Genomic DNA, 25157 nt, shown 5'->3' on the forward strand with positions numbered 1-25157 from the left:
CGCTGCCCTATTGTGATACAACCGAAAAGCGGATGATGAAAAGGTTTCGAAGCGTTCCTATTCAGGGCTGAACGTCATGACTAGTAATGAGAAGCGGATCTAATCAAAGGATCGACTATCATTTATAATAGTTTATTATCGAACAGTCTATTTCTAAACTATCTAACGGGGGCGATTGGCATGGACTTAAATTTTAACGATCCAAAGGTCAAACAGGCAATAGACGTTTATCAATCGTTTTGGGCTATAAATAAAACGACAGCTCGAAAGACGGAGAACGTTGCACGATTGATAAACCAGGCGTGACAACCGGTAAACGGTTGCTAACAGTCGATAAACCAGGCATCGCTCCGAAAAAAGAATGAATCGCCCTAAAACAGTGAACGATCGCCCCGAAATGGTCTCGATTCGCCCTATTCTGGCAAAGTATCGCCTCATCAAGGGTTTATCGCTCCGAAAAAAGAATGAATCGCCCTAAAACAGTGAACGATCGCCCCGAAATGGTCTCGATTCGCCCTATTCTGGCAAAGTATCGCCTCATCAAGAGTTTATAGTTCCGAAAAAAGAATGAATCGCCCTAAAACAGTAAACTATCGCCCCGAAATGGTCTCGATTTGCCCTATTCTGGCAAAGTATCGCCTCATCAAGAGTTTATCGTTCCGAAAAAAGAATAAATCGCCCTAAAGTAGTGAACTATCGCTCCGAAATGGTCTCGATTCGCCCTGTTCCGGCAAAGTAACGCCCCATCAAGAGTTTAAACCGAAAAGCTCCCCGTAATGGTTGATTGAATCAATCTGATAGAGCCTTCTGTTCTGATTATTTTCACTTATCCGTTTACTGCCGATTCTTTGACCGTTACTGCCGATATTCTGCTAATTACTGTTGATATTCTGCTAATTACTGTTGATATTTTGCTTTTTGCTGATGATACACCATCGTTTCCCGGCGATTTTCACCACGATTTACAGGAATACACGGGCAGGCTGAAGAAAAAGATCGGGCCGTTTCCGCCATTTAACGCCTGTCCACGCAGGATATCCCCCTTTTCAGAAGAATAAACCGCCGGCCACGTGAACATTCAGAGGAATAGATTGCCGCTCGTGCAAACCGATCGCTTTTCAGAAGAATGGACAGCGCCTTCACGCCGCGGCCCGGCTGGATACATGAACCGAGGGGATAATCGAGTAAATAATTAACAGAACCACTAAAAAGATAGATGAATCACAAATGGTGCCTGCCTATTCAGTTGAATAAAACAGAGATTACGGATCTAACGGTTGTTTTGCCGTTAAGTCTGAATCAGTAAATAGTTGTCGTCCTTCAGCTTTTTGCATTTTTTCTTCAATTGGGCCAGCTTTTCCGTTAAATCCGGCACGCTGGCAAAGTCCCGGCTTTGCACACGGATTCCGGCGACAGAAGTGGTGATCAGTGAGAATCTTTCAATGACGCCCCAGCGGTTTTCGGCGATAATATAGCCGTTTGCTTTGTCGCTCGGGTTATAATAATGCAGAACTTTCCGCTGAAATTCTGAACTGACAGCGTCGCAATAACCTTTCAGATCCTTGTCATCGAGAATGGCGACGAAATCGTCCCCTCCTACATGTCCGACAAACTGGCCGGGAGGAAGGTGAAGCACAAGAATATCGGCCAGAAGCTTGATCACACAATCGCCGTTTTCAAAACCGTAGATATCGTTGTATTCTTTAAAGTGGTTAATATCGAGATAGAGGATACCGAAAGTCTTTTTCTCGGAAAGACACATTCTTATTTTTTGCTCGATCACGAGATTGCCGGGGAGACCGGTCAGCGGATTTTCATATTTAGCCTTGACGACTTCTATCTCCGTCGTCTTCTGCAGAAGGTTCTTGATCGTCACCGTCCCGAGATATTTGTCGTCCTTAGTCACGACAATGAAATCGTACAGTTTTTCCTGCGGACGCGACATGGCCGCCTTCGATACTTCGTTAATCGGCGTCTGATAGTCGACCGCTATAAATTCAGTGTCCATAAGCAGCGATACCGGCTGATTCTGATACAGACTGAATCCGAATTGCCCGCTTAATTGCAGGGTCAGATGCGATTTGGTGATGATGCCGATGACGTGCCCGTTTTCTACGACGCAGAATCCGAAAGCATCCGGATTTGCCTTTAATTTATTATAAATGTCCTCCACTTTCGTGTCTCTTGAGACGATCTCGGATTGTGTGCAGATGTTTGAAATGTAGCTATTTGCGCTTGGCGACCCGAAAACATTATTTTTTCTTTTATGGCAATCGATAATCAGAACTCTGATATCGTCGTCGACAGCTTTAAGCTGTTCGTCCGGTTTCCGCAGAAAAAATCCCTGTGCATAAGGAACCCCCAAATCAATCAAAATCGTCAGTTCCGATTCCGTTTCAATTCCTTCGGCAATCAGATGGATATTCGAAAGGCGGCAGAATTCGGTCATGCCTTTGATTAAAGCAAAGTTAAGCCCGCCGAGGTCGATGTCGTGAATCAGGCGCCGATCCAGTTTAATATAATGGGGGTGAATTGCGTTTATTAAATTTAAACCGGAGTACATTGCCCCTGCGTCGTCAATGGCGATCTGGAATTGTTCCGATTTAGAATGGTCAATGGCTGCTTTGAATTTTTCAATATCCGAGATGGAGTTGCGCTCTGTGATTTCAAAAACAATCCGGTTCGGTTCGAGGCCGTATTGTTTCAGATAGTGCCTGGTAAAGCTGAGAGAAAACTGCTCATGACTGATGATGATCGGGCTGACATTAAGAAAAAGTTTCGAATCACCGGAGAATGCCTGCTTGTCGCGGAAACTCTGCAAGGCTGCCGATCGGCACAGCTGATCCAGTTTCCATAAGCGGTTGCATGTCCGTGCTGCGCGAAACAAATCTTCGGGATTCGTCAAATCCGTCGGGCAGGTGACCCGGCTCAGTGCCTCGTAACCGTATACCTCTCCGTTACGTAAAGAAACAATCGGCTGGAAAACTGTTTTGATGTGTTTCCCGCGAATGATTTTATCCAATTCTCCGACAAATTTTTGCTTCATGGTTCATCATTCCCGATCTTTCCCCTTTTTTAATCATAATTATACCCCAGTAAGTAAAATTTACTAATACGAAAGATGTTAATTTTATGTAAACTGGGCCATCACTTTCGGTTCGCCATGTGTGAGGAACCAGATCGCTTCGGTCATTGTACTCATCGGATCATTGAGTCGGATATTTAACAGTCGAATATTGGAGAATCATTTGACAGGGGTCATGGTTCCTGAAATTTTGAAACCTACTGATTCATTCGATCGTTTTTAAAAAGGCACGGTCGTAGGTAATCGTTTTCTGATTCGATGAAGAAAGCTGATGCCATCCGTTTTTTCGTTCTGTAAAGGCGGAATTCGGTTTACGGTAATCGTGATGAAAATTTTAGAATACTTTTGGGGAAAATAGCCGGGATGCCGATTCACGGGTATGCCGTCCCAGATCCGCTGCTTCTAAATCTCACTCAATTTAAACCTGAACGCTTTAGTGCTATGATGACATTAACCATTTAAAATTGGGGATGATACATAATGAAACAGGGAACAACGATCCTAACCCTGGATAACGGCTACCACCTTTGGACAAATACTCAGGGGAACGGCGATATCCATTTGCTTTGTCTGCATGGAGGCCCGGGCGGCACGCATGAATACTATGAAAATTTTGCCCGGAAACTGGCGGAACAGGGTCTGAACATTCAGGTTCACATGTATGACCAGCTCGGCTCTTTTTATTCCGATCAACCCGACTATTCCGATCCCGGGACTGCCGGGAAATATTTAACCTATGATTACTTTTTGGGCGAAGTCGAAGAAGTCCGGCAAAAAATGGGCCTGGATCACTTTTACCTGATCGGCCAAAGCTGGGGCGGCCTGCTTGTTCAACTGTACGCTTTAAAATACGGCTCGCATCTCAAAGGTGCGATCATTTCATCGATGACGGATAACATCGACGAATATGTTGCAAACATCAACAGGATCCGGGAAGAAGCCCTGCCCGCCGATGCCGTCGCGTTTATGAAACAATGTGAGGCAACAAATGACTATGATAACGAGCGTTACCAGGGCTACGTTGACATTCTTAACCGGGGCTACGTCGACCGCCGCCAGCCGCCGGCCATTTCCCATCTGATTGATACGATGGCGGCCCCTGTCTACAACGTTTTCCAGGGCGACAACGAATTTGTAGTTACCGGGAAACTGCGGGAATGGGACGTACGCGATCGGCTGAAAAACATAACCGTTCCCACACTGGTAACATTCGGAGAGCACGAAACGATGCCTCTTTCTGCCGCCCGGCGGATGGCTGAAACGATTCCCCACGCCCGGCTTGCCACCACACCGGATGGCGGGCACCACCATATGATCGACAACGCTCCGGTCTATTTCGATCACCTGGCCCAGTTCATTAAAGATGTCGAGGCGGACCGCTTTAACGACTGACGGATAGCTGAAAGAAGAGGCTGTCCCCAAAGGGCGGCCGCCGACGGGATTCAAAAGGCCGGCCGGTCCGTGTTTTAAAAAATTAACGACACTGCCTCATCGTTGATAGATTTCCCTTTAAGATTGACAGATGAATCATAAAATCTGCTCATCTAAAGGGAAATTTTTATGTTCACAAGAATTTTTTATCCATGCGAAGAAAGATCAGGCCCCGTGCTCCGTGTATTCTGCTGAGCGGTTAAGCCGTTGGCAGGGGAATTAGGAATGCGGTGGAAAAATACAGCCTTTTAGGAAACTATCGGCCATCAAGTCGCCTTAAAAAAAAGCCATGCTGCGGTTTGCTTAGAAAAGTTTGCAGCCGGTCCCGGGGATTCTTCAATAAGCTGTTCCATTAAAAAAGGAAGATCGGCAGGCTTTTTATTTTATCTCGTGATCTTTATTCCAGACGTAAGGACAGAATAATGCCGGATTTCCGGGAGAAACATAAGCGCAGATTTCATTTGCCTCCTTTTTCGATATAGTTCTGTTAAAATGCTGAGACAGCCATTTCTCCATATGTGTATCGAATAATACCGAACTTTCTTCTGTATTTTTAAATGAATAATGGAAGTCCAGTGATAATGTCAGAAAAAGAAAATTTGCTTTTTTGTCGCTGATTCCCGAAACTTCTTTAACATTGGCGACAAAAACGTGATAATCCATCGAGCTTCTCAACAGGCCGGCTGCAGAAGAGTACTTGTTTTCTATGATCGTCGACAGTGAAAAAATGTAATCGGTCATCTTTTGCGGGAAACGGTGAAGCGCCGGTTTTTGTGCAATCGCATCTTTGACCTTTTCACTATTCCGTGTGATCCATTGCGGATGAAGACGCTCCATCCCGATTCTCTTTCCAAGCTCATAAGGCAGATTCCAGGCTACTTCCATTTTTACCGACTGATCGGCAACAATGGCTATCAGTAGTGCAAAACTGTTATTTTCCACTAATTTCCTGCTTTCCGGGGACATGTGAATATGATTCAGCAGGGATTCAGGCTTGTCCCTTTCAAAGCTTTTCTTAAGTTCCTCTAATTCAATGGACGGGATCGCACGATTTTCTTCTGATCTTTGATTTGTTTTCACATGATTGCCTCTGATCGAAAAATCTCTTCAAGTCAGTAAGGAACAGATAAAATTGAAAAAATCCGAGGGCCGGCGGCTGTGCCGCAGCAGCGATTCAGTCATCGGTTGAAATAACGGGCTTTGCATGGCTGCCCGTCGCGGAAAGATATCTTCCGTCGTGAGACTGAATCGGCTTTTGTGAAAAGATTCTGCCGCCGGCCGCCGCAAGAATTGTTGGCTTTCATATAGGGACGTTTTAGAAGTCGGTCAGCCTTCCCGGCAAGATACCGGCCGTTGAGAGAATAGATCCGGTCTTCGCGGAAATGTATGAACCGCCCCAGGAATAGATCCGTCTCTGCGGCGTCCGTTTAATGATACAGAATCCATCTTCAATACCGGCAAATGGTTCTTTAACTGCCGCTCCATCCGATCAGCGAAGCAGTAAGAATGCGACAAGGACAAACAGCAGCCAGTAGGGGAACCAAAGCACTGCGTACAGAGAAACGGCCAGTGCCGCTTTCCAATCATGCGGTTTTTGTTCGGCCAGGCGCGGCATGAACCCCATATAAAGCACGACTGATAAAATGGCCGCCCAGAAAAATCCCTTGGAAATCCATTCAACCGGTACACGCAGCAGGATTGCCGCCCTATAAGGCTGAAAAATCATAAACGTCATCACAAACAGAAGAAAGCCGTACAGGCAACTAAACAAATTGAGCTTCAGCAATGATTTCCGGTGCATGGTAGATGCTCCTTGAAAACATACTTAGATTCATATTGGTTCTCATACCAAGAGTATACCCGATAGTTAATGGCTTGCATAAATAAGAAAGAATAAAGCGGAATCTAAAGAAATTATGCAGGGAAAAGAGAACCCACTCAAGTTTACAACTTAATCCGAACATGCTGCTGAGATGCTTCTTTGCGCAGCCGATCCAGAATAGAAGAAAGGCTTCATGTCGTGCTGAATAAACCGAGGCTTCATGTGACATTAGAAAATTATAAATATCTTCAAGCATTGGATATTATTGAAAATGAAGGCAAGTTTTATCTGAATGATGAAGATCTTCAACAAAAGGTCAACCCATTTATGATCGATAATCATATGGATTTTGGAAAACTGGTTGGGCTGGCGAGCAAAGGGTATCCCAAATATCTTCTTAACCCTAGCTGTGGAGACACGCGTATGAAGCTTCATCTGGATAAAGGGTATTCAGGAAAACGAGTAGATGGTACGGAATCAAGTTTTCTTCACAAACAATAACCCAAAATGCAATGAAAAGCTCAAAAGGACTCGGCGAAGAGTCCTTCTGAGCCTTTCTATTTTTTATTTAGGGATGGATGTCGAATCACCGACATTTTTCTGAAGTAAGGAAAAAATTGCAGCGAGAATGGCCAGGACGAAGGCCGGGAGTGCCAGAAACATCGTAATCAGAAAGCAACCCATACCGATGATACCAAGAACGTGACCGACAAGCGAAATACCGGATTTTCTGGATCGAATGAGTGCAATAACATGAATGATCAGAGCAATTGCGGCGCAGATATAGAAAAATGTTCCGACGCCCCCGGTTGCATGCGTCCCTGTTGTCGCGTCGCCGAAAGCGGCAAAGATGACGGCGAACCAGGAAATCATAATTAAGAAAGCCATGACTATGTCGACAACTCCGGCTAATACATTAATTTTTAATTTTCTTTTCAATTTCGTTCCCTCCAAGATTAAAAATTGATGGCGACAGAATAATGTTCCTGCGTCACCATTTCGTCTCCGGCCGTGACGTCGAATTTAAAAGCGCCCTTTTTAAATTTCCGGGCCTGATCTTCTTTTAATGGAAAGACGACGTATCCCGATTTTGTTGCCCCATTGGCCACTTCTCCATCTTTAAACGCATCGTCAATACCGGCGTCCGCACCAATCAGTCCGTCGATCTGCGTACCGTCATCCAGGACAACGTGTCCCTGGGAAGGGTACGTTTGGGCAGGCTGCGTCGCACTGTTTGAGACGCTCATGTGGATAAGGAGCGCATATTTAATGGCATCAAACTGGTTATCCGCGAGATTCAGATCAGAGACATCTTTGATCTCAGCTGAATCTATCTTCGTTGTTTGTTGAGCAGATGTGTTGGAGAAGTTCAACTTTGCCTGTTTATGAATCGCCTCTTTCGCTGCGGGACTGCTCGTCGGATTGGATGTCGCTGCGGAACTTGATACTCCGCTTCCAACATTCACATCCCCGGAACAAGCGCTTACGGCGATTAGAAGAATAAGAACAAAAGGCAGGAATAGCAGCTTTTTCATAAGGATCCCCCTATAGTGAGCAAATTTAATGATTTTTACCGAACCAAATTTATTGATAAGTCAATGTATGTCCTGTTAGGGCTATGGCCATTTTCATCCCTTTCAGCTGCTCGATGATCACGATCTTCTTTGCTTCGTCGAGAGCCAGCTCGGATCCTTTTAGGCGGTCGATCTCAAGTTCCATATGTTCGATCGTTTTCAATAAATCTTTTTTTGTGCGATTCGTAAGTGCGGATGTCTGTTTACTTTGATTGAGTGGAACAATGGTCAGCTGCATATTCATTCATGCCTCCTTCTTGAATTGCCTGGATTTAATGTTCGTCTGATCACCCGAACGCTATTTTAACCGGCCAATCGGCAGGGCGAACCGGGCAGGCAGATTGGAATCAGAAGTCCTTTCAGATAAAAAATCTGACCCGCCGTGTTGAGTCTTATCGGCATTTTGACCATAATAGAGTTAAGTCTGTGCTCACTTGCAGCTAAGTAACCAAGATGATTCGGGATTGCTAATTTTGCCATAGAGCTTTCGAAGAATAACCCCGGCAGCCTCTCAACACAATAAAAATAGCAGAAAATATTGACTCAGTCAATAAGCAGAATTAAAATAATATTAACCGAGACAATATATGATGCCCGTGGGTGGTGATGGATTGATAGGCTTGGAATATATTCTCGGGCTATACAATATGCAGCAGCTGGAGCTCGCTGAACGATTGGGAATTAAGAAACAAAATATAAATTTATGGATCAAAGGCAAGCAGCATATACCGAAAAAATATTTGCCTGTACTTGAGAAATTATTTCATGTCAACGGTGCGTATTTCTCAAAAGAATTGACCGACATTGAAAAACTGGAAATTCAAAAAGAAAAATTGAAGCATGAACTGCAGCCGATTATTAAGCGGCATGAACAGGTGCTCGGCCAGGGAGGTGAAAAACTGGAATCTGTGCCGGTTTACGACCGGGAAGAGATGAATAAAATTGAGCGGGCTATTGAAAAAGAGAAACTGATCCAACGGTTTAAAGCAACGCTGGAACGGGCCGATAAGCTTCCTTACATGGACACTTATCGAATCATCCTGGAACTGCTCGAACAGGCCGGATCGGAAATTATTTTGCAAAAAACGATTCAAGGTCTCGCTCACTATTTGAATGTGCTGCCCGGCGACATTACGACCGGATCAGAACAGGAAGAATTCGAAGCGGCGCTTTTTGAAGTGCTGGATGATTACAATTACTAAGAGGGGAAAACAGATATGGACGAGTCAACGGCGAACATCGGTTTTGAAGAAACATTATGGAAAGCGGCGGACAAGCTTCGCGGCAGTATGGATGCGAGCGAATACAAGCATGTCGTGCTCGGTTTGATCTTTTTAAAATACATATCGGATAAATTCGAGATGAAATACAATGCGCTCGTCGCCGAGGGAGAAGGTTTTGAGGAAGAGATTGACGAGTACCTTGCCGAGAATATTTTCTGGGTGCCGAAAGAAGCCCGCTGGAGCCATATCCGCGATAACGCCAAAAGTGAAAAAATCGGTCAGATCATTGACGACGCAATGATCCTGATCGAAAAAGATAATGAAACGCTGAAAAATGTACTCGAAAAGCGCTATGCCCGGCCGGAAATTGACAAACGAAGGTTAGGCGAACTCGTCGATCTTGTTTCGACAATCAAATTGTACACGAATGAAGAAAAAGATCTGCTCGGCCGTGTCTACGAATATTTCCTGGGAAAATTTGCCGAAGCGGAAGGTAAAGGCGGCGGTGAATTCTATACGCCGACCGGCGTCGTTAAAACGCTCGTGTCGATGATTGAACCATTTAAGGGCCGCGTTTATGATCCGTGCTGCGGTTCCGGCGGCATGTTCGTCCAGAGTGAAAAGTTTGTCGCAGAACATCAGGGGAGGCTGACCGATCTGGCTATTTACGGGCAGGAGCTGAATGCGACCACCTGGAAAATCTGCAAAATGAACCTGGCGATCCGCGGCTTGTCCGGTGATATCGGCTCCCACCATGACGACACCTTCCACAACGATCTTCACAAAAACCTGAAGGCGGATTTCATTCTAGCCAATCCGCCGTTCAACATCAGCGACTGGGGCGGCGGCCAGCTGACGGAAGATGTCCGCTGGTCCTATGGCATTCCCCCGGAAGGCAACGCCAACTATGCCTGGCTTGAGCACATGATTTATCATCTGTCTCCGAATGGAGTGGCCGGGGTCGTGCTTGCCAACGGTTCGCTCAGTACGAATACGTCGAATGAGGGTGAAATCCGCAAAAATTTGTTAGAAGCCGATCTTGTCGACTGCATTGTTGCCATGCCGGACAAGCTCTTCTATTCCGTCAGCATTCCCGTTTCTTTATGGATCCTCAACCGGAATAAAAACGGCAGTGCAAAACAGCGGAGCAGAGCACATGAAATCCTGTTTCTCGATGCCCGTCATCTCGGCGGCATGATCGACCGCCGCCATCGCGAACTCAGTCAGGAAGATATTGATAAAATTGCCGGTACTTATCATCAGTGGCGCGACCGTGACGGAAAATATGAAGATGTCAAGGGCTTCTGCAAATCGGCAACTCTGGATGAGGTCAAGGCTAATGACTCTATTCTGACACCCGGCCGTTACGTCGGTATCGAAGAAGAAAAAGATGACGGCATTCCATTCGATCAGAAAATGGAACAGCTGACCAGTGAACTGAGTGGACTATTCGACCAATCTCACAAACTTGAAGAAGAGATAAAAAAGAATCTTGGGGGGATTGGGTATGGGGTTTAAAGAAATGAGAATAGTGAGATTGGCAGATCTTTCTATTGATGGAAAGGGTAATTATGGGATACCTGCACCAGCAGTTGAGTACTCAAATAATCTTTTTACCTATTTGAGAATATCAGATATTAGTGATGATGGGACCCTCTTAAAAGATAACTTAAAATCAGTAGATAGTGAAAACGCTGGAAAATATTTGTTAAAGCCCAATGATATTGTTTTCGCAAGAACTGGAAACAGCACTGGTAGAAGCTATTTCTATGATAAAAGTGATGGGGAATTAGTATACGCTGGTTTTTTAATTAAATTTAGTTTGGATCCACATAAAATTAATCCAAAGTTTATGAGATATTATACAATATCAGATAAGTATAAAAATTGGGTTGCTTCCTTTTCAACTGGAAGTACAAGAAAAAATATGAATGCGAAAACGTATGGAGATATGACAATTGAACTTCCTCCAAGACATCAACAAGACTTTATGGTTAATATTTTATCTGCATTAGACAAAAAATTTGAAGTCGACGCTAAGATAAATCACAATTTGGATGATGTGAGAGATGTGGTTGAATCTAAGTCTGAAATAGCAGCATAAATCACAATTTAGAAGAAATGGCTCAGACAATTTTCCAACATTGGTTTGTCGATTTTGAATTTCCTGATGAAGAAGGAAATCCGTACAAATCAAGCGGCGGCGAGATGGTTGAAAGTGAACTTGGGTTGATTCCAAAAGGGTGGGAAGTTGGAACAATTTCCGACATGGGAAAAGTTATAGGTGGTGCAACACCATTAAAAAAGAATGAATGCTTTTATTCTAAAAATGATATCCCATGGATTACCCCAAAAGATTTATCCCAAAATAAAAATCGATATATAAGCCATGGATCGGTGGATATTTCTGAAGAAGGATTTAATCATTCAAGTATAAAAATGCTGCCTGAGGGTTCAATTTTATTTACTTCAAGAGCACCAATCGGATATATTGCAATTGCGAAAAACAAAGTAACGACAAATCAAGGATTTAAGTCAATTGTGCCAGATATAAAACAGGGCTTTGGAAGTGAGTTCATTTATTGTTGGTTAAAAGATAATTTAAGGGCTATTGTAAACAGGGCATCGGGTTCAACTTTTAAAGAAATTTCAGGTTCTGAAATGAAACAAATAAAAGCTATTGTGCCAGACATGAGAGTGCTAACTTCTTTTAGAATTAAGGTGTTCAATTTTTTTAGAGTGATAGAAGTCAAAGAGACGGAAAATGCAGTATTGGAAAACATTCGTGACACCCTTCTCCCCAAACTGATGTCCGGAGAGATTCGGGTGCCGACGGAAAAAACAGTAGGCTAAATTATTATTTTCCTCCATTATTATGCAGAATAAATTAAAATTATAGAAAATGCATACGGGAGGAAATCATGAAAAACGAAATGATCAATGATGTATTAAACAGAATGGCGTCTCATCTTGATAACTATCAAATGTTAACATTGAAGAATGTTTTACTAGAGTGTTTTGCAGGTGTTTCTTTAGAAATAGAGGCAAGTAGTAAGACAGATGATTTCATTTTAAATAACGCGACTAAGGTGAATAATTTCCTGTCCTCTAAGAAAGTGGAAGGTTGCTCAAACAAATCGTTAGGATATTATAAGAAGACAATTGATCACTTGCTTCAATCAATTGCAAAAGACATTACGCGTATTACTACTGAAGACTTAAGAACATATTTGGCAGAGTATCATGATTCTCGGAAAGTCAGTAAAGTAACGATTGACAACATCAGAAGAATCTTCTCGAGCTTCTTTTCCTGGTTGGAGGATGAAGAATTAATTATGAAAAGTCCGGTCAGGAGAATTCACAAGGTGAAGACAAATAAACTTGTTAAAGAAACATACTCTGATGAAATGTTAGAAAAAATGAGAGACTCTTGTGTGAATACGAGAGATCTGGCATTAATTGATATGCTCGCATCAACCGGAATGCGAGTTGGCGAATTAGTCAAATTGAATAAAACAGACGTTAATTTTAATGAGCGTGAATGTGTTGTTTTGGGCAAGGGCAGCAAAGAACGGCTTGTTTATTTTGATGCGCGGTCAAAAATTCATTTGATGAACTACCTCAATGAAAGGCATGATAATGATCCGGCATTATTTGTTTCAATAAATTCACCCCATCGTCGCTTGGAAATCGGTGGTGTGGAAGCTAGATTAAAAAAGATCGGGAAAACCGTGACCGATGAAAGAGTGTATCCTCATAAGTTTAGAAGAACTCTAGCAACTGCGGCAATAGATAAGGGCATGCCGATAGAACAGGTTCAGCACTTATTAGGACATCAGCGAATCGACACAACGCTGCAATATGCGATGGTTAATCAGGTCAATGTGAAAAATGCGCATCGTAAATATATAGGTTAGATAGCATCAAGAAGTACTTTAAATTGATTTAGCGAGTGAATAGAGGTGCAATAGAGTGAGTCTTAGCGCATGGCGAAAGGTCAAGGTCTCGGATTTTATTAAATTTAATCCAAAAGAAATATTGGAGAAGAAATACGTAGGGAAAAAAATAGGAATGGATAAATTAGCACCTTTCACAAGAAAGATAGAAGGATTTGAAATTGCTAAATTTAGTGGAGGATCTAAGTTTAGAAATGGCGATACCCTCGTAGCAAGGATATCGCCATGTTTAGAGAATGGGAAAACGGCACAAGTTTCTATTTTAGATCGAAATGAAGTGGGATTTGGTTCAACAGAGTATATTGTGTTAAGAAAAAAGGATGGACTTTCTGATGAAAATTATATTTATTATTTCGCAATAAGTCCTTATTTTAGAAATACTGCCATAAAATCAATGTCTGGAACTTCAGGAAGACAAAGAGTACAGCAAAGTGAACTTGAAAATATTGTGGTTTCGATTCCGAATCTTAGTGAACAACGGTCGATAGCAGCGACACTTTCTTGCCTTGACGATAAAATTGAGGTTAATGCTAAGATAAATCACAATTTAGAAGAAATGGCTCAGACAATTTTCAAGTCATGGTTTATAGATTTTGAACCTTGGAATGGAGAAAGGCCAACAAATTGGTTTCAAGGTCGATTAGGTGATTATGTTGATGTTAGGAGAGGTGGGTCACCTCGACCGATTCAAGCATATTTATCAGAAACTGGCTTCCGATGGCTCAAAATTTCGGATGTTACGAGGTTAGAAACTCCATTTGTACTTAGAATAAAAGAACACATAAAAAAATCAGGATTAAAGAAAACAGTTTTTTTAAAAGCTGGTTCATTAGTCCTTTCAAATAGTGCAACACCAGGGATTCCTAAAATACTTTGTGTTGATACTTGCGTGCATGATGGATGGCTCTATTTTCCTACTTCAATATTTTCTAATGAGTTTCTATATCTGTTATTCAAACATATCAGACAAGACTTGCTTTCTCTTGGAAATGGCAGTATTTTTACCAATCTTAAAACAGATATTTTGAAGAATTATATGATCTTGGTTCCTGAAAAATCCGTACTGTTTCGATTTAATAAACTAGTTTTACCATTATTCCAAGCTATGGAAAAATCAACTAGAGAAATGGCAATGCTTGAAGATATTCGCAACGTACTCTTACCCAAACTGATGTCCGGCGAGATTCGGGTGCCGACGGAAAAAACAGTAGGCTAAATTATTATTTATCTTTTTATCCACAGGATATAGCTTTGTATGCTGAAATGCTGCACTCAAAATAAACAATGCACTATAAATTTTCAGTAAAATTGAAAATGATCCGATAAAGAGGATGGAGTGCAATTGAATTTGGAATGCGAAAGCCGAAATTTAATAAGCAGATTGTGGTATGGACAAGCATTAAGCGCTAGATCATCCAATGGGTGGGACTGAAGATGCCTAGAGACTGCGGCTGGGACAGAAATCTGAAAAAGTACGTTTAAAACAAGGTTTATCACAAAACTACTTTTGAAATTTTTTTCTTTTTAAGAAATTATTCAAGTGAGACTGCGATAGGGGGAAGGTACCCATGAGTGCGGCGGAAAGTTTTACAGAAGATGTTTTGGAAAGGGCTTGCATTGAGATATGCCAGGAGCTTGGCTATGACTATCAGTTCGGGCCGGATATTGCCTGCGACGGCGGAAGCCCGGAACGTGGAGACTATAAAGAGGTCATTCTTGATCATCGGCTTAGGGATGCGCTGTTTCGTCTCAATCCGGAAATCCCGCGTGAAGCGCTGGATGATGCTTATCGTCAGGTGATGACGTTCAATAACCCATCGTTGATCGAGAATAATCACCATTTCCATCGGCTGCTGACCGAAGGCGTTGAAGTTTCTTTTAAGGAAAATGGTTTGATCCGGACGAAACGGGTTTATCTGGTTGATACCGCTCATCCTGAGAAGAATGATTTTCTTGTCGCCAATCAGTTTACCATTCTCGGGATTGAGAATCGGCGGCCGGATCTGATCCTATTCATTAATGGCCTGCCGCTGGTTGTCGTGGAACTGAAATCTGCTTCTGACGACAATGTCGGGATTGAAAATGCCTACAATCAGATTCAGACCTATAAAAAGGACATTGAGGATCTTTTTAATTACAATGCCTTCTGTATTATTTCCGACGGAATCAATGCCAAAGCGGGGACCATTACCTCTAATCTCGAACGGTTTATGAACTGGCGCAGCGCGGACGGGGAACATATTGAACCGTTGTCGATGCCGCAGTATGAAACGCTGTTCCGCGGCATGCTGGATCCATCACGCCTTCTGGATATCGTTACTCACTTTATTCTCTTTCAGACTTCTAGCTCGGAAAACTACGACCGTAACGGAAAAAAGCTTGGCGTCGGGAAGTCGTTGATCAAAATTCTGGCTGCTTATCATCAATATTTTGCTGTGAAGAAAGCCATCGAGAAGACGAAAATGGCGACCAGTGCCACAGGCAACCGGAAAATAGGAGTTGTCTGGCATACCCAGGGATCCGGGAAAAGTTTTACGATGGTCTTCTATGCGGCGGCACTGGTCCGACAGCTGAACAACCCGACAATTATCGTGATCACCGACCGCAATGATCTCGATGATCAGCTCTACACAACATTCGCTAAATCCCAGGAAATTCTGAGACAGGAGCCGAAACAGGCAGATGTGCGAAAACTCAGTGGGGAGCAGAAGAGGGCTCAGACCGGTGAGAATGCACATGAGGTGAATGGACTTTATGATCTGCTCAATGACCGGGTGTCGGGTGGGATCATTTTTACAACCATTCAAAAATTCAAGCCGGAGGACGGCGATATGCCGGTGCTGACCGACCGGCGCAATGTGATCATCATTGCTGATGAAGCTCATCGCAGCCAGTATGGACTCGAAGCTAAGACAAACCTGAAAACAGGGCATGTAAAATTCGGCTATGCCAAGTACATGCGTGACGCGCTGCCGAATGCCTCCTATATCGGTTTCACGGGGACACCGATTGAATATGAAGATAAATCGACTCCGGCGGTATTTGGTAACTACATAGATGTTTACGACATGACCCGTTCGGTTGAAGATAAAGCAACAGTCAAAATTTATTATGAAAACCGGATTATCAAACTTGAGGCCGACGATGATGTACTGAAGAGTCTGGATGACGAATTCGACGAGATTACCGAAGGGCAGGAAGAAGCCGAACGAGAACGGACCAAAGCGAAATGGTCCCGTCTTGAAGCGGTCGTCGGCTCGCCGAACCGAGTCAAAAAGCTGGCTGCGGACATTGTTCGGCACTTTGAAGCCAAGGAAAAAGAGATGGCTGGAAAAGCAATGATCGTCTGCATGAGCCGGCGCATTTGCGTCGATCTTTATGATGCCATTGTCAAACTGCGTCCGGAGTGGCACAGCGATGACGTGGATAAGGGAAAGATCAAAGTTGTCATGACAGGAAGTGCGGCCGACGCCGAACGGTTTCAGAAGCATGTCGGCGGCAAGCAGCGCCGCGACACACTGGCCAAGCGGATGAAGGATGTGAACGATCCGCTGAAAATCGTGATTGTCCGCGATATGTGGCTGACCGGGTTTGATGTGCCGTCGCTGAATACGATGTATATCGACAAGCCGATGAAGGGGCATAACCTGATGCAGGCAATTGCCCGTGTTAACCGCGTGTTCAAAGATAAGGAGGGCGGTGTCGTTGTCGATTATATTGGAATCCTTGAAAGCCTGAAAAAGGCCTTGAATCAATATACGGATAGCGACCGAAAAAATACCGGGATTGATACAGCGGCGGCGATTGCAGTCATGGAAGAAAAGTTTGAGATTATCAAAGGCATGTTTCATGGCTTTGATTACAGCGGTTATTTTGAAAAATCACCCGTGAAACGCCTCCGGACGATTACCGGCGGTATGGATTTTATCCTGGAAAAAGGCGAACAGGATCAGAAGGAGTACATTCAGTTTGCGACTGAACTGGGCAAGGCGCACGGACTTTGTGCGGCCACGGAACAGGGGAAGAAGATCGCTCTGGAAGTCGGCTACTTCAAAGCAGTAAAGGCCAGCCTCGTGAAGTTGAAACAGCGGGATTCAAGTGATCTGGCGAAGAAGACCGTTGAGCAGCGCGTGAACCAGATGCTCGAGCGATCGATTATTTCGGAGGAAGTTATTGATGTATTCGATACACTCGGCTTGAAACAGCCGGAGATCTCCCTGCTTGATGAGCAGTTTCTGCAAGAAGTCAAGACGATGAAGACGAAGAATCTCGCCCGCGAAATGCTGAAGAAGCTGCTCGAAGGCGAAATCAAAACCATGGCTCGGACGAACCTAGTCAAATCCGAACTCTTTTCGGAGAAACTGAGAAAATCACTCAACAAATATCGCAACCAATCAATCACCAATGCCGAGGTTATCGAAGAGCTGATCAACCTGGCCAAACAAATCCAACAAATGAGTGAAGATGAAGAAAAACTTGGCCTCAACAGGGATGAAATTGCTTTTTATTATGCTCTCTCCAAAGATAAGGTTGCCAGAGATTTTTACGACGACGATACCCTGAAGAAGATTGCTCAGGAACTAACCACTGCCATCCGCAGCAACGTCACTGTTGACTTCAACGTCCGTGTCCAGGCACAGGCCATGATGCGCCGCACCATCCGCCGGCTCCTGAAAAAGTACAACTATCCGCCGGATCAGGCCAAAGACGCACTGGAAATCGTTATGAAACAGGTCAACCTGATGTCAAGCCATGAAGCATCCGAAGGAGAGACGTATGATGGGATGCTCGGGGCACAGACGGCGGCGGAGGAGAAGGGAAAATATCGTTTTTAAGACGAATCCATTTTTACTAATATTTTTCATTTAACACAAATTATATATATGGACGATAAAGATTGAGGCTTTTCGGGAGGTGTAAAATATATGTCAAGATTGACTGAAATAAAGCAGAGAATTCTTCAACTTGATGGTGGACAATTTCAGAATTTATGCGACGCTTATCTTTCTCAATCAGGATATAAAGATATTTTGTCTTTCGGCATGCATCCTGGAACAGAAAAAACAAAAAAAGGAATCCCAGACACCTATTTTAGAGACCAAGAAGGAAAATATATATTTGTGATGTATACAACACAACATGATAGGCTTTATCAAAAGATAGAGAAAGATATTCTAGATTGTTTTGATTTCGAAAAAGTCAAAGTGCCAACAAGCGACATATCAGAGATAATCTATTGTCATACGTCATCTAATTTATCCGCAGGCGAGGATAAGCATCTAAGAGAGATCTGTGAAAAAAATAAGGTGCTTTTAAGACTAAACGGTCTTGATAAGATTGCAGATGACATTTACAAGAATTATCATGAAATTGCTAGTGATTTTTTAAATATGCCTTTAGATACAGGTCAAATCTTTAACATTAAGGATTTTGTAAGGTATCACGATTCAAATCCTATGGCTGCGCCGTTATCTACGACATTTCATTTTAGGGAAAAAGAAGTCCAAGAAGTTCTGTCATCGTTGAAGAAAAATAATGTCACAATGATCATAGGCAATGCAGGCGTTGGTAAAACGAGACTGGCTCTTGAATGTTGTGAAAAATTTGCTAATATAAATAACTATAAATTGTTATGTATTAAAAGTAATGAGTTACCAATCTATGAAGACCTTAGACAAATCCTAGACGTATCAGCCAATTATCTATTGATGATTGATGATGCGAATGAACTAACTGGATTAAAAAATATATTTCAGTATCTTATAGTACATCAGAAAAATTTCAATATTAAAATAGTACTTACCGTCAGAGAATATGCCAAAAATAGTGTTTTTCGAAGTGTTTATGAGTTTTCAGAACCAAAAATAATTAAAGTAGTTGGATTTAAAGATACTGAGATTATAGATATCTTAAAGAATAATTTAGGTATTATGAACCCAGATTATTTAAACCAGATTGTTAACATAGCTGAAGGGAATGTGCGAATTGCTTTAATGGCAGGAAAGCTAGCTATTAAAACGGAATCTTTAGGAACAATCGCTGATGCAACTCATCTATATGAAAAATATTATGGAAACTTTCTTAGCGAAAATGAACTTAACAAGAATCATGAGTTGTGTGCAGTTGCAGGTGTGATTGCATTCCTTTCCACGATTAATCTTGAAAATGTAGAAGATTCATGCCCTTTTATTAAGATAACCGGATTATCAAGAGAAAGATTTATTGAATGCGTTAATAAATTGCATGAATTGGAAATAGTTGATATTTATTATAACAAAGTTGTTAAAATTTCTGATCAATGTTTTGGAAATTATTTGATTTATTTTGTTTTTATAAAAAAGAGAATAATCGCCTATTCGAATATTATACTTAATTGTTTTAAAGACTATGAATCGAGAGTAATAAATGCAACAAATATATTAGGAAACGTATTCGCTTCAGAAAGTTTGTATAATCAACTAAAACAAGAAATCGGCATTGTTTGGGAACAGTTTGAAAAAACAAATGACCCACTGTTTCCTAAATTTGTAAAGGCATTTCATTTTTTCAGACCCACTGAAACATTATTAATGCTAGAATCCCAAATAGAAAAATTATCGCAAAACGAAATAGATATTAGTCGAAAAGATTTTAGTGAAAAGAGCAGCATAGTAAACGATGATATCTTAAGCATTTTGGGACAATTTTCTTATAATGAGAATTACCCAGCAGCATTAGATCTGCTCTTGAAATATTTTATTAAGCAGCCTAATAAGTTTATGGAATGTTACCAAACCATAATCAATTCGTATAGTATTACAAAGCAATCCGAGTCCGAGAATTATTGTATTCAGGTTGAACTTGTGAACAAATTTATTGAGTATTCTAATCATTGGACAAACAATAATGCTTGTAAATTATTTATCGAAGTCGGGAAACAATTGTTGAAACTTATTTTTTCACCAGCAGAAACAGGAAGAGGAAATCAGATTATCTTATATCGAATTCCTGTTCAATTTAAGGATGGATCAAAAAAATATCGTGAATCAATATGGAGTAGTCTTCTAGAAATATACAAATTAAATAAGTTCAATTTGGAAATTGAGAATTTAATAAAAGGTTATGGTAATGACTTTGATGAATTGATTGATAAAAAAATCATTGAATTTGATCTCCAAAACATTTGTAAATTTTTTACTGATGCATTTACACCAACCAACTTAGCTAATTGTATCGTAGGAGATTACGTTTCGGTCATTGCTAAAAGAGAAGAGATAAATCTGGATCATGAATTTAATAGCTATTTTTGTAACTCAGATTATAAAATTTATCAAATATTAAAGGGACAAGATAATCTCAACGTTAATTGGGAGAAAGAAGAAGAATTAAAGAAAATAAATATCCAAAATTTTCTAGAAGACATTGACTCAAGAAAAATAAATCAAATAATTAACGTATGTAAACAGGTTGAGACGTGTGACAAAAGTAACTCAGGGAGAATTCGAGATGGATTAATTACAGTTTTTGATAATCTTTCATCAAAGCCTCAGAAATATCAATATTTAGTTAAAACTTATCTTTTATATAACACACCTCTAGATCTTAATCCGAATTTTATAATAGTGACTTTATTTAAAACGATAGGGGCTAAAGACATTAAGCTTATTATAAATAATGTTGATTACCTTCGAAAAAATTCTTGGCAGTTTTCTTATTTTGCTAATTTGCCCTCAGTTTATATTACAAATAAAACATTAAATGAATTATATGAGTATTTATCAATGGATAATCGTGGTGAAGTATATTGCAGGAATCTTGAATTTCTAATGGCATACGAGGATCTTGATAAAGATGTATTTCTGAAATGCTGTAAAATCATCGATAAGCACTCCAATGATCAAATGTTTATTGCATATTTTGTTTCATTGTTTAGAATCGATTCAAAACCGGATAAACTAATTGATCTTTTTAAAGATGATTTGTATTTTTTGAAAAAGGTATATTTGAAATTGATATCATTAGCAAAAAATGTTGACATTAAAGGAAATTACTTAATATATTTCTCTGAATATATTTCTACAATAATTGAAGATTATATTCAACTATTCACTTGTGATCAAAATCAACTATATTTACCGGATAGTGCTAGCCGCTTTTCCGTTATTTGGAATCAAAAAAATTATCTTCAGTTGGCTGACAAGATATTCAGAACACTTTTTGAGAATACAAAACAGAAATCATGGATTGCAGCTCACACTGTCCAGTATATATTTAATAACCCATATCGAAATATTGAGAGTAAAGATCGTCAGGATAAGTGGATATCAAATTTTATTGATAATAATTTTAATAAGAATAACTTGATGGTATTTTTATTTAAATCCATTATCATGATTTCGTCTGATCGAAGAAGGAATCATATCTTACATCTAATAAAACTTAATAAGGATCCTAAACTTTTTAATGAACTAGAACTTGTTTCTACTAGTTGGGGTGGAGTCAATGGCAGTTTTGTATCACAAATGGGTGATAAAATATCATTTTTAAAATCCCTACTTCCTCATTTAAGTGGTTTAACCTATTTAGCACAGAAGAAGAATGTAGAAGACAGAATTGATTGGTGGAAACATGAAATAGAGCAACAGCAGATAAATGATCTGTTAATAAGCCCTCTTCTGATGATGAATTAATTAGATAGTTTGAGTTATCTTGATATCAACAAGCATCTATTATCTGAGATCACTTATATACTATAAATCACTGTGAGATAAGAGGAAATTAGAACAATACATTATGATTAGTCCCACTAAACTCATCACCAACTCCAATGGACAAACATTTCTATATGAACTGCAGCAGGCATTTTCCCAATGCAGGCGGTTCTATTTCAGTGTGGCTTTTATTAACTATAGCGGGCTTCAGCTGCTGCTGGATAATCTGAAAGAATTGCGCGATCGTGGGGTCCGAGGAAAGATTATGACTTCCACCTACCTTAATTTTACAGAACCAAAAGCGCTCAAAAAAATCAGGACGTTTGATAACGTGGCACTTAAGGTGTTTGAGACGAATCGTGCTAAGGGGTTTCATTCGAAGGCGTACATTTTTGAGAACGATGAGGATTATACGATCATGATTGGTTCTTCAAATATTACCCAAAGTGCGCTGAAAAGCAATGTCGAATGGAATATTGAGATCGTATCAAAGGATGAAGACGCATTAGTTCATCGGGTCAGAAAAGAATATCAGGAATTGTGGGATCAATGCACGGTGGCCGATGATCTTTTTCTGCAAAACTATCAGCGATTTATTGAAAATCTGAGATTCCATTCAGCACATGTCAGTGAGCCCGCATTCAGTTATGGCGATGCGGCAATGCAGCATATCGTTCCGAATCAGATGCAGATACAGGCAATGGAAAATCTGCAGCGGCTGAGGCGTCATGGCGAGAAGCGGGCTTTGGTTATTTCGGCAACCGGTACCGGCAAAACCTATATGGCGGCGTTTGATGTCCGGCAGTTGCATCCGGATACCCTGCTCTACATTGTGCATCGGGAAGAAATCCTGGTGAGGGCAAAAGAAACTTTTGAACGTTTGCTTGGCCGTGGAAACATGGGCCTTTTCACGGGCAACGAGAAGAATTACAAAGGCAAGAAATACATTTTTACGACCATCCAGACGATCAAAGATCATTTTAGTGATTTTCCTCCGGACTATTTTAAGTATCTGATCGTCGACGAAGCCCATCATGCGACCAGTCCGAGTTATTCAAAGGTGTTGGCTTACTTTAAACCCGATTTTTTGCTGGGCATGACGGCAACACCTGAACGGTGTGACAATGGCGACATCTTCGGTCTGTTTGACAATAACATTGCTGTTGAGGTCCGGCTCAACGAAGCGTTGAAAGAAGATTTGGTGCTTCCCTTTCACTATTTCGGGATTACAGATGTGGAAGGAATAGATCTTTCAGATATATCCATAGATGACGTTGCCGAGGTGGCGAAACGTCTGAAAATTAATCGGCGGGTCGATTTCATCATCAAAAAGATGAACTTCTATGGCTACGATGGAGAAACATGCAAATGTCTCGGATATTGTGTGACAAGGGATCACGCTCAATATATGGCAGATGAATTTAATAAACGAGGGATCAAGAGTGTCTGTTTGACGGGTGACGATTCTCAGCAGTGCCGCCGGGAAATGATCCGCCGCCTTGAGGACGATTTTGATCCGCTTCAAGTGATTTTTACGGTTGATATTTTTAACGAAGGCGTTGATATTCCATCGGTTAATCTGGTGCTGATGCTTCGTCCGACAAACTCGCCGATTATTTTTATGCAGCAGCTGGGACGCGGTCTGCGCAAGTATCAGGGACAGTCATTTCTTACTGTTCTCGATTTTATTGGCAATCACAGCAAAACCTTTCTCATTGCGATCGCACTGAGCGGAAAACGTTTCTATGATAAAGACAGCCTGAAAGTAGCGGTTAAAAGAGGTTTCCCTGACTTGCCCGGGGCGACGCATATTCATATGGATAAAATCTCACAGGAACAGATTATCAAACAGCTGGACTTGGAGAATTTCCGTACAATGAAATATTTGAAAGACGAGTATTTTGAATTCAAAAAGGAATATATCAGGGCTGCAAAGCGTGATATTCCTTACTATTTGATGGATTATGTCCCCTTTGAGAATGCACCGGATCCTGTAAAATTCATTGATAATAAGAAAAGTTACCTGGCTTTTCTCTCATCAGTGGAGAAAACGGATGAATTAAAACGCTTAAATAAAGCAGAACCGTTTGAGCAGTTATTGCGTCAGTTATCCGCTTTACTGCCGATTAAAAGGCCGCATGAATTCAGCATTTTACGTTACTTGGCCTCTCATAAGACGATCTCTTGGGAAACAGCTGAGAACGAACTCCTTAAAATAATGGATTCAGTCACAAAGGAAACACTGCTCCATGCTTTCGAGAGATTGAATCAAACCTTTGATGATCGGGCACAGATTGCACGGGAGATAAAATTATGTGCCTATGACCGGTCACGTCATCAATTAATTCGTTCGCAGACTTTTAATGAGATATGCGGAGATGCAACGCAGAAATCATCTATCATGGATGTGCTGAATTACGGGCTTTACCGTTACAGCCGGCAATTCGGATCTGAAAATTATGGCATTCCCTTTTTGAAATTGTACGAACAATATAGCACGAGAGATTTAGGACCGTTGATTAATTTTGAGAAAAAATTAAGTGCCTTCAGAGGATCCACGATTCCAAGTGGAAACAACTATTATCTTTTTATTGATTTAAATAAGGATGAAAACCTAAAAGACAGTATGAAATATAAAGACAAGTTTATCAGTCCAATGGTTTTTCAATGGGAAACGCCGAATTCAAACAGTCAGGAGAGCAAACAGGGACAGAGGATCATCAATAATAAAAAATACGGGATCAATCTTTATCTTTTCGTTCGAAAGTTTAAAGTCATTGATAACAATACTGAGCCGTTCATTTATCTTGGCAGGGGCGATATCACGGCTTACCATGGCAATAAGCCGATCACGACAGAAATTACACTGCATCATGAAGTGCCAATGTCCTTATATCTGGAATTTACTACAAAAGTATAATGGATGAATTGATATCCATGATAATTTGCAACTGAACAGATCGGTGAAGATCCCGGAATTGGGGGCTTAAGAGATAGGGTGATAACATTTCAGGCAATGCCCCCCATGATTCCTTTTAGAGCGCCGGCGCGAAGTGATCGGTTTGATAGCTGATGTCCTTAAATGGTTGCTGCTTCCCGTTCATGTGATATTAATTGACTGAAGCCGTTCGGCATGATTGTGGCAGCGGAATATTCAAAAGGATTAAACGAGATTTTGGATACCAAACAGAATAGTATTTATTTCTGCAGATGTTGGAATTAATGATGCCTGCTTTTATTCGTTAAAAAAACGGTTTTTTCGATAATATTAAATAAAAAATAGATAATGGAATAAATAATTGTACAGAAGTTACGGAAATATCGTTTTTATGGATTGTATTTTAAACGAATTGTGGATATACTGTGAATGAAGAAG

The 25157-nt window shown here is 41.2% G+C and carries 17 protein-coding genes; 11 read left to right on the forward strand and 6 right to left on the reverse strand.

Annotated elements, in window-relative coordinates; genetic code table 11:
• Nucleotides 1-1288: 1288 nt before the first annotated feature.
• A complete protein-coding gene (locus OYT88_RS14815; RefSeq protein ID WP_274401116.1) occupies nucleotides 1289-3046 on the reverse strand; it encodes a GGDEF domain-containing protein in 1758 nt (585 codons plus the stop codon).
• A gap of 519 nt (nucleotides 3047-3565) precedes the next feature.
• Here OYT88_RS14815 and OYT88_RS14820 point away from each other — a divergent pair.
• Nucleotides 3566-4477, forward strand: a complete 912-nt coding sequence (locus OYT88_RS14820; protein WP_274401117.1) for a proline-specific peptidase family protein — start codon at nucleotides 3566-3568, stop codon at nucleotides 4475-4477.
• A gap of 417 nt (nucleotides 4478-4894) precedes the next feature.
• Here OYT88_RS14820 and OYT88_RS14825 read toward each other — a convergent pair whose 3' ends face one another.
• Both OYT88_RS14825 and OYT88_RS14830 read right to left on the reverse strand, forming a co-directional pair.
• A complete protein-coding gene (locus OYT88_RS14825; protein WP_274401119.1) occupies nucleotides 4895-5596 on the reverse strand; it encodes a hypothetical protein in 702 nt (233 codons plus the stop codon).
• Between the two features lie 409 nt (nucleotides 5597-6005).
• Nucleotides 6006-6317, reverse strand: a complete 312-nt coding sequence (locus tag OYT88_RS14830) for a hypothetical protein (RefSeq protein ID WP_274401121.1) — start codon at nucleotides 6315-6317, stop codon at nucleotides 6006-6008.
• Between the two features lie 219 nt (nucleotides 6318-6536).
• Between OYT88_RS14830 and OYT88_RS14835 the strand changes: the two genes are divergently transcribed.
• Nucleotides 6537-6839: a hypothetical protein gene (locus OYT88_RS14835; RefSeq protein ID WP_274401124.1), complete on the forward strand. Its 303-nt coding sequence runs from the start codon at nucleotides 6537-6539 to the stop codon at nucleotides 6837-6839.
• Nucleotides 6840-6902: 63 nt separating this feature from the next.
• Here the strand turns inward: OYT88_RS14835 and OYT88_RS14840 are convergent, their stop codons facing one another.
• From OYT88_RS14840 to OYT88_RS14850, 3 genes are read right to left on the reverse strand one after another with little or no spacing between them, the layout of a single operon-like run.
• Nucleotides 6903-7277, reverse strand: a complete 375-nt coding sequence (locus OYT88_RS14840; RefSeq protein WP_274401126.1) for a transporter — start codon at nucleotides 7275-7277, stop codon at nucleotides 6903-6905.
• 17 nt (nucleotides 7278-7294) lie between these two features.
• Complete coding sequence (locus OYT88_RS14845; RefSeq protein ID WP_274401127.1) at nucleotides 7295-7873, reverse strand: hypothetical protein; 579 nt, start codon at nucleotides 7871-7873, stop codon at nucleotides 7295-7297.
• A gap of 49 nt (nucleotides 7874-7922) precedes the next feature.
• The gene (locus OYT88_RS14850) at nucleotides 7923-8156 is read right to left on the reverse strand and encodes a hypothetical protein (RefSeq protein WP_274401128.1); all 234 of its coding nucleotides are present in this window, start codon (nucleotides 8154-8156) and stop codon (nucleotides 7923-7925) included.
• Between the two features lie 367 nt (nucleotides 8157-8523).
• Between OYT88_RS14850 and OYT88_RS14855 the strand changes: the two genes are divergently transcribed.
• From OYT88_RS14855 to OYT88_RS14895, 9 genes are all read left to right on the forward strand, one after another.
• Nucleotides 8524-9114, forward strand: coding sequence for a YdaS family helix-turn-helix protein (locus OYT88_RS14855; RefSeq protein ID WP_274401129.1), 591 nt, complete (start codon nucleotides 8524-8526; stop codon nucleotides 9112-9114).
• A gap of 15 nt (nucleotides 9115-9129) precedes the next feature.
• Nucleotides 9130-10653 (forward strand): class I SAM-dependent DNA methyltransferase, encoded by a 1524-nt coding sequence (locus OYT88_RS14860; RefSeq protein WP_274401130.1) that lies wholly within the window; start codon nucleotides 9130-9132, stop codon nucleotides 10651-10653.
• Nucleotides 10643-11239 (forward strand): restriction endonuclease subunit S, encoded by a 597-nt coding sequence (locus OYT88_RS14865; protein ID WP_274401132.1) that lies wholly within the window; start codon nucleotides 10643-10645, stop codon nucleotides 11237-11239. Before OYT88_RS14860 ends, OYT88_RS14865 begins: the two co-directional genes overlap by 11 nt.
• Nucleotides 11240-11256: 17 nt before the next feature.
• Entirely contained in the window at nucleotides 11257-11988 is a 732-nt protein-coding gene (locus OYT88_RS14870) for a restriction endonuclease subunit S (protein WP_274401133.1), read from the forward strand.
• 68 nt (nucleotides 11989-12056) lie between these two features.
• Nucleotides 12057-13052: a site-specific tyrosine recombinase/integron integrase gene (gene xerA / locus OYT88_RS14875; protein WP_274401134.1), complete on the forward strand. Its 996-nt coding sequence runs from the start codon at nucleotides 12057-12059 to the stop codon at nucleotides 13050-13052.
• Between the two features lie 55 nt (nucleotides 13053-13107).
• The gene (locus tag OYT88_RS14880; protein WP_274401135.1) at nucleotides 13108-14307 is read left to right on the forward strand and encodes a restriction endonuclease subunit S; all 1200 of its coding nucleotides are present in this window, start codon (nucleotides 13108-13110) and stop codon (nucleotides 14305-14307) included.
• A 352-nt stretch (nucleotides 14308-14659) separates the two neighbouring features.
• A complete protein-coding gene (locus OYT88_RS14885) occupies nucleotides 14660-17926 on the forward strand; it encodes a type I restriction endonuclease subunit R (RefSeq protein WP_274401136.1) in 3267 nt (1088 codons plus the stop codon).
• Nucleotides 17927-18016: 90 nt separating this feature from the next.
• The gene (locus tag OYT88_RS14890) at nucleotides 18017-21760 is read left to right on the forward strand and encodes an nSTAND3 domain-containing NTPase (protein ID WP_274401137.1); all 3744 of its coding nucleotides are present in this window, start codon (nucleotides 18017-18019) and stop codon (nucleotides 21758-21760) included.
• 103 nt (nucleotides 21761-21863) lie between these two features.
• Nucleotides 21864-24701 carry a DEAD/DEAH box helicase gene (locus tag OYT88_RS14895; RefSeq protein ID WP_274401138.1) on the forward strand — a complete coding sequence of 946 codons (2838 nt, stop codon included), beginning with the start codon at nucleotides 21864-21866 and terminating at the stop codon, nucleotides 24699-24701.
• Nucleotides 24702-25157 lie beyond the last annotated feature (456 nt).

Source organism: Sporolactobacillus sp. CQH2019, from assembly GCF_028765345.1.
Lineage (GTDB): Bacteria > Bacillota > Bacilli > Bacillales > Sporolactobacillaceae > Sporolactobacillus.

Bases quoted from the DNA above. Each gene is read 5' to 3' on its own strand.
- OYT88_RS14815 (WP_274401116.1), bottom strand. From the start codon at position 3,046: ATGAAGCAAAAATTTGTCGGAGAATTGGATAAAATCATTCGCGGGAAA.
- OYT88_RS14820 (WP_274401117.1), top strand. From the start codon at position 3,566: ATGAAACAGGGAACAACGATCCTAACCCTGGATAACGGCTACCACCTT.
- OYT88_RS14830 (WP_274401121.1), bottom strand. From the start codon at position 6,317: ATGCACCGGAAATCATTGCTGAAGCTCAATTTGTTTAGTTGCCTGTAC.
- OYT88_RS14845 (WP_274401127.1), bottom strand. From the start codon at position 7,873: ATGAAAAAGCTGCTATTCCTGCCTTTTGTTCTTATTCTTCTAATCGCC.
- OYT88_RS14850 (WP_274401128.1), bottom strand. From the start codon at position 8,156: ATGAATATGCAGCTGACCATTGTTCCACTCAATCAAAGTAAACAGACA.
- OYT88_RS14860 (WP_274401130.1), top strand. From the start codon at position 9,130: ATGGACGAGTCAACGGCGAACATCGGTTTTGAAGAAACATTATGGAAA.
- OYT88_RS14865 (WP_274401132.1), top strand. From the start codon at position 10,643: ATGGGGTTTAAAGAAATGAGAATAGTGAGATTGGCAGATCTTTCTATT.
- OYT88_RS14870 (WP_274401133.1), top strand. From the start codon at position 11,257: ATGGCTCAGACAATTTTCCAACATTGGTTTGTCGATTTTGAATTTCCT.
- xerA (WP_274401134.1), top strand. From the start codon at position 12,057: ATGAAAAACGAAATGATCAATGATGTATTAAACAGAATGGCGTCTCAT.
- OYT88_RS14885 (WP_274401136.1), top strand. From the start codon at position 14,660: ATGAGTGCGGCGGAAAGTTTTACAGAAGATGTTTTGGAAAGGGCTTGC.
- OYT88_RS14890 (WP_274401137.1), top strand. From the start codon at position 18,017: ATGTCAAGATTGACTGAAATAAAGCAGAGAATTCTTCAACTTGATGGT.
- OYT88_RS14895 (WP_274401138.1), top strand. From the start codon at position 21,864: ATGATTAGTCCCACTAAACTCATCACCAACTCCAATGGACAAACATTT.